The 10,813-nt window shown below is 57.9% G+C and carries 8 protein-coding genes; 6 read left to right on the forward strand and 2 right to left on the reverse strand.

Features of this window, described 5'->3' with window-relative positions:
• Positions 1–33: 33 nt before the first annotated feature.
• The 3 genes from dctP to IV89_RS00565 are packed head-to-tail and all read left to right on the forward strand — an operon-like array spanning position 34 to position 2,914.
• Positions 34–1,044 (forward strand): TRAP transporter substrate-binding protein DctP, encoded by a 1,011-nt coding sequence (gene dctP, locus IV89_RS00555; RefSeq protein ID WP_037941488.1) that lies wholly within the window; start codon positions 34–36, stop codon positions 1,042–1,044.
• 56 nt (positions 1,045–1,100) lie between these two features.
• Positions 1,101–1,607: a TRAP transporter small permease gene (locus tag IV89_RS00560; protein WP_037941489.1), complete on the forward strand. Its 507-nt coding sequence runs from the start codon at positions 1,101–1,103 to the stop codon at positions 1,605–1,607.
• A complete protein-coding gene (locus IV89_RS00565; protein ID WP_005848587.1) occupies positions 1,607–2,914 on the forward strand; it encodes a TRAP transporter large permease subunit in 1,308 nt (435 codons plus the stop codon). Before IV89_RS00560 ends, IV89_RS00565 begins: the two co-directional genes overlap by 1 nt.
• A gap of 40 nt (positions 2,915–2,954) precedes the next feature.
• Here the strand turns inward: IV89_RS00565 and IV89_RS00570 are convergent, their stop codons facing one another.
• Positions 2,955–3,674, reverse strand: a complete 720-nt coding sequence (locus IV89_RS00570; protein WP_235183673.1) for a TetR/AcrR family transcriptional regulator — start codon at positions 3,672–3,674, stop codon at positions 2,955–2,957.
• A 336-nt stretch (positions 3,675–4,010) separates the two neighbouring features.
• On the opposite strand from IV89_RS00570, the gene IV89_RS00575 reads away from it, so the two are divergent.
• Both IV89_RS00575 and IV89_RS00580 read left to right on the forward strand, forming a co-directional pair.
• Positions 4,011–5,219 carry an efflux RND transporter periplasmic adaptor subunit gene (locus IV89_RS00575; RefSeq protein ID WP_037941491.1) on the forward strand — a complete coding sequence of 403 codons (1,209 nt, stop codon included), beginning with the start codon at positions 4,011–4,013 and terminating at the stop codon, positions 5,217–5,219.
• Entirely contained in the window at positions 5,216–8,395 is a 3,180-nt protein-coding gene (locus IV89_RS00580) for an efflux RND transporter permease subunit (RefSeq protein WP_037941493.1), read from the forward strand. Before IV89_RS00575 ends, IV89_RS00580 begins: the two co-directional genes overlap by 4 nt.
• A gap of 83 nt (positions 8,396–8,478) precedes the next feature.
• On the opposite strand, the gene IV89_RS00585 is transcribed toward IV89_RS00580, so the two are convergent.
• Positions 8,479–8,934 (reverse strand): A24 family peptidase, encoded by a 456-nt coding sequence (locus IV89_RS00585; RefSeq protein ID WP_051843793.1) that lies wholly within the window; start codon positions 8,932–8,934, stop codon positions 8,479–8,481.
• A gap of 208 nt (positions 8,935–9,142) precedes the next feature.
• Here IV89_RS00585 and IV89_RS00590 point away from each other — a divergent pair, with 208 nt between their 5' ends.
• Positions 9,143–10,768 (forward strand): DUF4331 domain-containing protein, encoded by a 1,626-nt coding sequence (locus IV89_RS00590; RefSeq protein WP_037941494.1) that lies wholly within the window; start codon positions 9,143–9,145, stop codon positions 10,766–10,768.
• Positions 10,769–10,813: the final 45 nt, after the last annotated feature.

Here is a 10,813-nt window from a genome sequence, read left to right on the forward strand (position 1 = left end):
GTCCAACAGCCCCACCAACCGGGAGTATATACGATGAAACAGACAATCCTTGGCGGTATCCTCGCCTCGACGGCGCTGACCACGGCGGCTTTTGCGCAAGAGACGCTGACCGCAGTACACGCCTTTCCTGAATCCCTGATCTATACCAAGTCGTTCCTTGAATTTGTGGACAAGGTGAACACCGCCGGTGAAGGCGTTGTGCAGATCGAAGTGCGCGGTGGCCCCGAAGCCATTGGCATGTTCCAGCAGCCCGACGCCGTCCGGTCGGGTGTGGTCGATATGGTCTATACGCCGGGCAGCTTTTACGCAGGGGCTTTGCCTGAAAAAGACGCGCTGGTCACATCCAACCTAACCGCGGTCGAAACCCGCGCCAATGGCGGGTTGGACCTGATCGACCAGATCCACCAAGAGAAGATGGGCGTCAAATACCTTGGCTGGTTCGATTCCGGTGTATGCTACAACCTGTGGACCCGTAATGAGCCCAGCCTTGACGCAGAGGGGAACCTGGATGTGTCGGGGCTCAAGCTGCGGGGCAACGCGGTCTATAACGCCTTCTTCACCGACTATCTGGGCGCGCAGGTGATCGATCTGCCCACAACCGAGGTTTATTCTGCGCTGGAACGTGGCGTGGTCGATGCAACAGGCTGGACGCAGATCGGCCTGATTGACCTTAAATGGAACGAGTTCCTGAACTACCGGATTGAACCCTGCTTTTTCTCGACCGATCTTGGCACGATTGTGAACCTCGACAAGTGGAACTCTCTCTCGGACGAGGCACGCAAAATCCTGCAAGACGTGGCGATCGAGCACGAGAAAGCCTCGGCCGAGAAGCTGGGCGCGGTGCGTGATGAAGACTTCGCCAAGCTCGAAGAGGCAGGCATGACCGTTGTGACGCTGGAAGGCGAAGCGGCGCAAAAATATCTGGGAGCGGCGACAGAGAATACGTGGAACCGGATGAAGGGCCTGATGGCCGAAAGCCCCCAAGGCGACGGGAACTACGACAAACTGATCGAGCTGTTCTACGACGCGCAGAAAAATCAGTAAGCCACATCTGGCGCGCCCTGATGGGGCGCGCCTGCTTTCGTTCAAAAGGGGCAGCCATGGCGCGTGTCGGACAAATTTACAGAGGTTTCCTTTACGCGATGGCGGGGATTGCTGGGGCCATGCTGGTGTGGCTGATGATTTCGGTCATTCTGTCAGTGGTGATGCGCAACAGCGGGATGCAGCCCTTTGCGTGGCTCTTTACCTCTTCTGAATATGCGATCCTGTATATGACCATGCTCGGCGCACCTTGGCTGGTACGCGAGAAAGGGCATGTGCATATCGAACTGGTGACCGCGGCGCTGCCCGAAGCGGCACGGCGCTTTGTCAGCCGGCTGGTCGCGGTGCTTTGTGTTGTCGTGTCCTTGATACTGGCGTGGAAAGGGGCAGAGCTGTGCCTGAACAACATCGCGCGCAATGATCTGGATGTGCGTGCGTATTACTTTCCGAAATGGATACTGACGCTGGCCTTTCCGGTCAGCTTTGGCCTGATGGCGATTGAATTTTCCCGATTTATTTTTGGCGATGACCTGATGCACTCCGGCGAAGCAGGGGTACACGAATAATGGAATGGTTTGAATCGCTGGCCCTTTTGCTGGGCTCTATTCTGGTGCTGATGGCCATCGGGATGCCGGTTGCCTTGGCTTTTCTCGCAGCCAATATCGTTGGGGCGTGGTTTTTTATGGGCGGAGCCAAAGGGGTCACGCTGCTGCTGAACAATGGGTTCGGCGGGCTGACCAACTATGCGCTGGTGCCGATCCCGTTGTTCTTGCTGATGGGCGAAATCTTTTTCTACACCGGTTTGGGCAAGCGCATGTTCAATGCCATCGACCGTTTGCTGGGCAAGCTGCCGGGGCGGCTGTCCTATGTCACGGTTCTGGGCGGCACGGCATTTTCAACGCTGTCTGGATCGTCCATGGGCTCCACCGCGTTGCTGGGCAGCCTGATGGTGCCAGAGATGACGGAACGCGGGTATAAAAAGCATATGTCCATCGGTCCGATCCTTGGCACGGGTGGTCTGGCGATTATCATCCCGCCCTCGGCGCTGGCCGTGTTGTTGGCAACCTTAGCGCGGATCGATGTGGGCGCATTGTTGATCGCGGGGATCATTCCGGGGCTCATCCTTGCCAGCCTTTATATCGCGACAATCTATATTCAGACCCGTATCGATCCCGACGCCGCCCCCGCTTACGAGGTTGAAGACCTGCGCTTTGGCCAGAAGATGCGCCTGTTCTTCGGCGATGTGGTGCCCATGCTGTCAGTCATGGTCGTGATCGTGATTGGCATGGTGGGCGGGCTGATCACCCCGTCCGAGGCCGCGGCATTCGGGGCGCTTGGTGTGTTGATCTTGGCGGTGGCCTTCCGTTGCCTCACATGGGAAGCGATGAAGAAATCGGTGATCGGCGCGATGCGCGTGACACTGATGGCCTATCTCATCGTCTTTGGGTCGGCCACCTTCAGCCAGTTGCTGGCATTTTCCGGTGCTTCCAGCGGGTTGATCCGGTGGGCGACGTCGTTTGATCTGGCTCCTGTGGCGATGCTGCTGGTGATGTTCGGGGTACTGCTGCTGCTGGGTATGTTCATGGAGCAGATCTCAATGATGTTGCTGACCGTACCGATCTTTTTCCCGCTCGCCACAACGCTGGGATTTGATCCGGTGTGGTTCGGTCTGGTGATCCTGCTGGCGCTCGAGATCAGCTTTACGACACCGCCCTTCGGGTTATTGCTTTTCGTGATGAAGGGCGTCGCCCCCAAGGGCACAACCATGCGCGAGATCTACGGATCTGCCTTCCCCTATATGGGATGTTCGGTGCTGCTGGTGTTCTTGTTGATCCTGTTCCCGCAACTGGCGCTATGGCTGCCTGGGATGTAGTCGGAGCGTCGCGTTGCAAACTCGCGCATATCATCCGCCGCTACTGGACCAAGCCGGCCAGCATTCGGCGGTATTCGGTGCGGTTTGCCAGGGCGACGCTACCTACGGGTAGTCCGAGCAATCGGTCGCAGATTTCACCTTCAGATCGAAGACGCCTGTCAAGTGCGTCAACTGCCGCGTCCAGATCGTTCGCGCTCGCCAGGTCAAATACCTCGATGAGAACCTCCCGACGGCCCTGCGAAAGGCTTAGCATCAGCTCGGCGGTCAGCCCTGCGTCAACGGGGTTGAATGTTCCCTCAGCAATACCGGATTCAATGATGGCTTTAAGGACCGGCATCACGACCGCCGCCTCGGCGTCACAGATCCGGCGGTAGGGGATCTCGTTGCCGGGCCGTGAGAAGATTTGCACCAAACCGCGCAGTTCGTTGACGTTGTCGGCCGTCCATTGCGCCGCGCCATCCAGCAAACCGTTCAACTGGACCAATGCATCGCCGTTGTTCTGGCTCATCGCGGCTTCAGTGGTCTGCATCGCTTGTTCAGTCATGCGCGCGATAAGCCCGCTCAACAGGTCTTCTTTTGCAGCAAAGTGGTGGTAGAAACCGCCGCGTGAAATGCCTGCCGCTTCCTGAACATCCGCGATTGTCACGGCATCCCAGCCCCGCACCATAAACAGCGCTTGGGCCGCATCAAGGATAAGGTCTCGCCTTACCGCTGGCGCCATACGCACACGGCTGTCTCTTTTTGTACCGGTCTCTGACAATGCGACGTCTCCATAGCCATACAGATCGTTGGTCGGTAAACACCTAGGCCCGTGTCATTCACTGTTCAAGACCCATGAGCAGCTAAATGCCGAATGAGGTCGTACGTGGTCAGCAAAGCGCGTTTGATCCATCGCGATTGCGCTTCGTTTCAGCGGTAGGATCGCTGGATGCCTCGACGTCACATTGACGTTTCATGCGCACCGTCTATTTCCCGCTTACAGACTGCTGGTCTGTTTCTAAAAAGCGTCATATGATGCGACCTCTTTGAACGGCGGCCTACATGGTATGCATGTCTGAAAAGGAACCCTGTGTGTGAGAGTGAAGGCCAACTGGAAATGAGCGACAGCGAAAACAAAGAGCAATTGTCTTTCGAGGACGATAAAGGCGCGTCGCGGTCGGCGTGGATTGCTGCAGCTTTGGTTGTCGCCATCGTCGGCTGGATGGGCAGCGGGTATATCCTGCCCTCGGGTGACGAAGACGCAGGGCAAGCTGAAACTGCCCCCGCCAAGCCGGTTGCCGTGGCGGTTGAAAAGTCGACGCCTCAACAGGTCACGATATCCTTTCAGGCGGAAGGACAGGCTCAACCTGACCGCGATACGTCGATCCGCGCCGAGGCGTCAGGCGACGTCGTGGATGTCTTGGTGATGGAGGGGGAAGAGGTCGAGGGCGGCGCGGTGATTGCTCGGCTCTCTGCGACGGGAGCTCAGGCAGATCTTGCGCGGGCCCGCGAAGAATTCGCCCGTGCGGACCGAGAGTTCAACAACGCGACTGAGCTATTGAACAGAGGGGTGGCGACTGCCGATCGGGTCAGCCAAGCACGCGCCACGCTTGCCGCCGCCGAAGCATCCGTGACCGCAGCGCAAGAGGCGATAGAGGCACTTGTTATCACGGCCCCGTTTACCGGACGTGTCGAAGAGCTGTCACTTGATGCGGGTGAGTTTATTCAGGCGGGTGCCGAAGTCGGGCGCATCGTTGATAATCGGCCGCTGACAGTTGCGTTGCAGGTACCACAACAGGCGCTTGGTAAGATCAAAAGCGGCCAGACGGCGACGGTGAATTTCATCACTGGGGAAGAGCGTGAAGGCACGGTGAGCTTTGTCAGCACGGCTGCAAATGCCGAAACCCGCACGTTCCTCACCAAGATCACCGTGCCGAACGAAGACGGTGCCATTCCCGCCGGTATTTCCGCCGAAATTCGGATCCCGACCGGTTCGACAAGCGCGCATTTCGTGCAGCCCTCGACGATATCGCTGAGCCCAGAGGGGCGCTTGGGCGTCAAAACCGTTGATGACAATGATATGGTTGTGTTCACCCCCATTCGCATCGTGCGGGCAGAGATCGATGGCCTGTATGTCAGCGGCCTGTCGGACGCGGTGCGCATCATCACTGTCGGTCAGGGTTTCGTGAACGAGGGCGAAAAGGTGGCACCGTCGTTGCAGACCAACGCGGATGACGGTGAGGAAAACAGCCCCCCTCAAGATGGGCAGCCCGCGCTTCCCATTCCCGATAGTGACGCGGCAAGCGACAAAGGGCAGCGGGAATGAATACGATTATTGACGCCGCATTCTCGCGTAGCCGGGTCGTTCTGATGGTGCTTCTTATGCTCTTGGGCGTAGGCGCGGTCGCCTATGTCGCCATCCCCAAAGAAGCCAACCCCGAGGTACCTTTACCGCTTGTTTACGTCTCCACGGGCCTTGAAGGGATCAGCCCGTCTGATGCCGAACGCCTGCTGATCGAGCCGATGGAATCCGAATTCGCCGCGATTGCCGGGCTTGAGAAGATCCAAAGCAACGCATCCGAAGGCTATGCAAACGTCCAGCTTGAATTCACCCCCGGCGGAGACATCGACGAAGCGCTGCGCAAAGTCCGGGAAGCCGCAGACAGGGTCGAGGGAGATTTGCCCGAAGACGCCTATGACCTCACGGTGACAGAGATCAACACGGCGCTCTTCCCGATTATCACCGCGCTCATTTCGGGGCCGGTGCCAGAGCGAACGCTGAACGCAATTGCCGATGACGCGCAAGAAGCCATCGAAGGGCTCTCCGGCGTTCTGGAGGTCGAGATTGGCGGCGCGCGGGACGAATTCCTTGAGGTACTGATCGACCCGACCGTTTTCCAAACCTACAACCTGAGCTTTGATGAGCTGATCGGCCAGCTTCAGCGGAACAACCGTTTGATTGCGGCGGGGGCCATCGAGACGGGGGGCGGGCGCATCGTGCTCAAGGTGCCGGGCCTGATCGAGGACCTGCAAGACGTCATGGAAATTCCGGTAAAGGTGCGCGGAAATACGGTGGTGACTTTCGAAGACGTCGCAACCGTCCGCCGCACCTTCCAAGATCCGACGGGCTACGCACGCATCGACGGGCAACCGGCGCTTGCGCTTGAGGTGAAAAAGCGGTCCGGAGCGAATATCATCGAAACAGTCGCGGCCACGCGTGCTGCGCTGGAAGAGCTGCGCAAGGATTGGCCCGAAAGCATCGAGGTAACCTACCTGCAAGATCAGTCCGAGCAGGTAGAGACTTTGCTGAGCGACCTGGAGGCAAACGTCATTGCAGCGGTTTTGCTTGTTATGATCGTCATCGTGGCTGCCCTTGGCCTTCGATCGGCTATCCTTGTCGGTCTTGCCATTCCGGGGGCGTTTCTGGTGGGGGTAACGGCGCTTTGGGCGATGGGGTTCACGATGAATATCGTGGTACTCTTTTCGCTGATTTTGGTTGTCGGGATGCTGGTCGATGGGGCCATCGTAACGGTCGAGCTGGCGGACCGTCGTCTGCAAGAGGGGGATGATGCGCAAACAGCCTATGCCTATGCCGCCAAGCGCATGGCTTGGCCGATCATCGCCTCAACCGCCACGACCTTAAGCGTGTTCTTTCCGCTGCTGTTCTGGACCGGCATGGTCGGCGAGTTCATGAAGTTCCTGCCCATTACTGTGATCCTGACCCTTTTCGCATCCCTTTTCATGGCGCTTATTTTTATCCCGGTGCTGGGTGGCCTCATCGGGAAACGCCAGCCGCAAAATGCGGCGGCCAAACGTGCGCTCAGCGAAGCTGAAAACGGTGACCCACGGCGCATTGGCGGGCTGACGGGGGCCTATGTGCGTCTGTTGGAATGGGCAATCCTCAGGCCCGGTGCGACGGCGTTTCTGGCGCTTGCCATGCTGCTTGGCAGCTTTGGTCTATACGGGCAGTTCGGCACCGGCCTGTCGTTTTTCCCCTCGGTAGAGCCTGAGTTCATGCAGGTGCAGGTGCTCGCTCGTGACAACTTCTCTATCTACGAGCGTGACGCGTTGGTGCGCAGAGTCGAGCAGCGATTGATGGGCTACGATGAAGTGGCCACTGTCTATGCCCGATCCACGATGAGCGCAGGGCAGGGCAGCGAAGAAACCATCGGTACGATACAGCTTGAGCTCACCGAATGGGACAGGCGGCGCGCGGCAGAAGCCATCGGCACCGATATCCGGCGTGATGTCGCAGACATTGCGGGCATTGATGTTCAGGTCCAGACCGAAAGCGGCGGACCCACTGCTGGCAAGCCGATCAACCTTCAGATCGCGGCGCGCAATCCGGCCGTGCAGGGTGATGCTGTCGCGCAGGTCTTGTCCATCATGGAGCAGATCGGCGGCTTCACGGATGTGACCGACACGCTGCCGCTGCCGGGGGTAGAGGTGTCCATCCGCGTGAACCGGGCGGAAGCCGCGCGATATGGTGCAGATGTCAGTCTTTTGGGGCAGGCCGTTCAGCTGCTGACCCAAGGCATCGCCGTCGCGGATTACCGGCCCGAAGACGCGGACGGAGAGCTGGATATCCGCGTACGTTTCCCGGCCGAGGAACGGTCTTTGTCAGAGCTTGGAAACCTGCGCGTTCCCACCTCTGCCGGATTGGTGCCGATCTCCAACTTTGTCACCTTCGAGCCGGTTGAGCGGACGGGCACGATCACACGCGTCGATGAAAAGCGCGTCGTGACGATAGAGGCAAATGTTGCACCCGGTTTGTTGGTCAACGATCAGGTGACGGCGTTGCAACAAGCCCTGGACGCCGCGGATTTGCCCGACGGGGTCAGCTATAGCTTTGCCGGCGAGGCGCAGGACCAGACCGAAGCGATGGTGTTCCTTGTTGGTGCCTTCGTGTCCGCGATTGTCTTGATGCTGGTGATCCTGGTTCTTCAGTTCAACAGCTTCTACCAAGCCTTCGTCGTGATGAGCGCGATCATCTTCTCGGTCGCGGGTGTTCTGCTTGGCTTGATCGTCACGGGGCGCCCCTTTGGCGTTGTGATGGGGGGCATCGGGATTATCGCGTTGGCGGGCATCGTGGTGAACAACAACATTGTTCTGATTGATACCTACAATGATCTACGATCCTCTGGCATGCACCCGCGCGAGGCCGCCTTGCGCACAGGCGCACAACGCTTGCGGCCTGTTCTTCTGACATCGATTACCACGGCGCTTGGCCTGATGCCGATGGTGCTGGGGGCCAACCTGAATTTCTTCACGCGCGAAATCGTCTTTGGCGCGCCATCGACCCAATACTGGACCGAACTGTCGAGCGCGATTGTAGGGGGGCTGGTTGTCGCGACCCTTCTGACCCTCATCCTGACACCTGCCATGCTGATGTTTGGACAAAAGCGAAGCCTGCAAGGGGACGAGGCGACGCCAGCGGAACGGCCGAGGAGAACATGGTTGTCGAGCTTATTCAGACGTAAACGTGCAGACCCTCAACGCTGACCGGGCATATGGTTGACGTCCTTCGATTGGAAACTCCGCGAGATGGCGGCGCAAAATGCCGTTCACAGGGGTAATACGCGTTTCTATACCTCTGAAAAAATCCCTTTTCCTAACCAAATAAGAAGAAGGGCTCCGGCAATCCATGGACCAAACGCGAGGCGCTCTTGGCGCCCGTGGCCCGAGAGCACTGCGTACCCAAGAGCACCCAGAGCCGACAGGAGCACGACCCAAGGCAAGGCGAAAACCCCAACCCATGCACCCGCTGCCGACAGCAGCTTTGCATCGCCCAAGCCCAACCCTTCCTGCCCACGGCTGCGGAAATAGACCGCTCCGATCAGCCAGAATACTACATAGCCAATGATAGCGCCCCAGATCGCCTCCGTCGGGAGGGCACGCTGCGCGAGGGCATTCGTGGCTAGTCCGACGCAGATCAGCGGAAGCGTATAGCGATCCGGCAGGCGGTGTTGGCGCAGATCAATACGAACAAGCTGACCCAAAATCGGAATCAGAATGATCGAGGATAAGATGAACAGAGACATTCACGTATAAAACACGGCAAGCATCAAAAACGCCAGTGTGCCTAGATTCCATCTAAATGAGATATTCTATCATAAACGGTGAAACTTTCTCGGCGGCAGCACGTGTCTCATTCAATGCGGGTAGTGAATAGAATTTTTTCAGCACTCGCAGGGCGATCCGATGACCATTGGTCTCGGCACATAAAATAAGCCAACTTGGGAGTGAAAAATGACATTTACCATTCGTACCTTGTTGCAGGGAAGCTGCGCTACAGCGCTTTGCCTGACAGCAAGCATTGCAACTGCATCATCGCACCGTGAGGCGCCGGGCATTACCGAGCAGCCAAAGATCGACGCGACAGATTTCTACATGTTCAAAAGCTACGAGGCAAACCGCGGCGACTACGTGACCCTCATTGCAAATTACCAGCCTTTGCAGGCCCCCTATGGTGGACCCAACTATTTCACCATGGACCCTGATGCGATCTACGAGATCCATGTCAGCAATGACGCCGATGCCGAAGAAGAGATCACCTTTCAGTTTCAATTCGACAATAATCTGAAAGACGGCACTGGTATCCAGCTGGACATCGGCGGCGAGAAAGTGGGCATTCCGCTGCGCGCTGCAGGCCAGATCACAGCCAGCAGCCCGACCGCTGCTCTGGGTGAAACCGAAAGCTATAGCGTGACCATGATCACGGGGGACCGTCGCAGCGGCAAAAGAACGTCTCTTTCACATGGCGGCGGGACGACCTTTACCAAGCCGCTCGACAACGTTGGCAACAAGACCCTGCCTGACTATGCCGAATACGCGAACGCCTATATCTATGACGATGTAAAAATTCCGGGCTGCGGAACGGGCCGGGTTTTTGCTGGCCAGCGCGCAGAGGCCTTCGCGGTGAACCTTGGCGAAATCTTTGATCTGGTGAACCTCGTTCCGGTGCAGGGACCAGATAACCCGATGTGGTCCCAGTATAACGATCCCAATTTCAATGCGAACGGGATCGTGCAGGACCGCGCCAATGACGACCTGATTGGTAAAGCCAATGTCACAACCCTGGCTTTGGAAGTTCCAATCTCCTGTCTGACCCAAGGGGATGAGCCGGTCATCGGGGCATGGACGACTGCCAGCCTGCCACAAGGCGAGTTGGAAGACCCGTCGCCCACCTACGAGAAGACCTCGATTTATGGTGGCGCTTGGGTACAGCAGTCGCGCTTGTCCAACCCGCTGGTCAACGAGGTGGTCATCGGCCTTTCCGACAAGGATCTGTTTAACGCAGCAGAGCCTACAATTGACGAGGCACTGGCTGTCTATGTGACCAATCCGACCCTGCCAGCGCTACTGGATATCCTGTTCCGCGATGCGTTGGGTGCATCGGGCAATATCGCTCCGTCGAACTTCCCCCGGAACGACCTTGTTACCGCGTTCCTCAGCGGTTTTCAGGGCGTAAACCAGCCTGCTGGCTTCGACACGAAGACAGACCTGTCTGAAATGCTGCGCTTGAATACAGCGTTCCCGGCGACACCCGCATCCGAGCAGCATACCTTTGGCCTTTTGGCTGAAGACCTCGCGGGCTTTCCCAATGGTCGCCGTCCGGCGGATGACACTGTCGATCTTGCGCTGCGCGTGATGATGGGCCGGTTGTGCCATGACGTGCCTCTAGGGCAAGAGCTTAGCGGAGACCCAAGTGCCGAAGACAATGTAAACCTAGGTCTTTGTGGCAAAGGCGATCCCAACGATACCGCGCCTGCGGGCCTAGTGCCGTTGACCGATGGGGCACCTTTGCGCGCCACCGAGTTGCAAACCGTGTTCCCCTACTTGAACACACCGATTGCTGGCTCGCCGAACAACTAAACCCATAGAATAGGAGAATTCCGATGTTGAAGAGTATCTCAGTTC

Origin of the sequence: Sulfitobacter sp. CB2047 (assembly GCF_000735125.2) — a bacterium.
Lineage (GTDB): Bacteria > Pseudomonadota > Alphaproteobacteria > Rhodobacterales > Rhodobacteraceae > Sulfitobacter > Sulfitobacter pontiacus.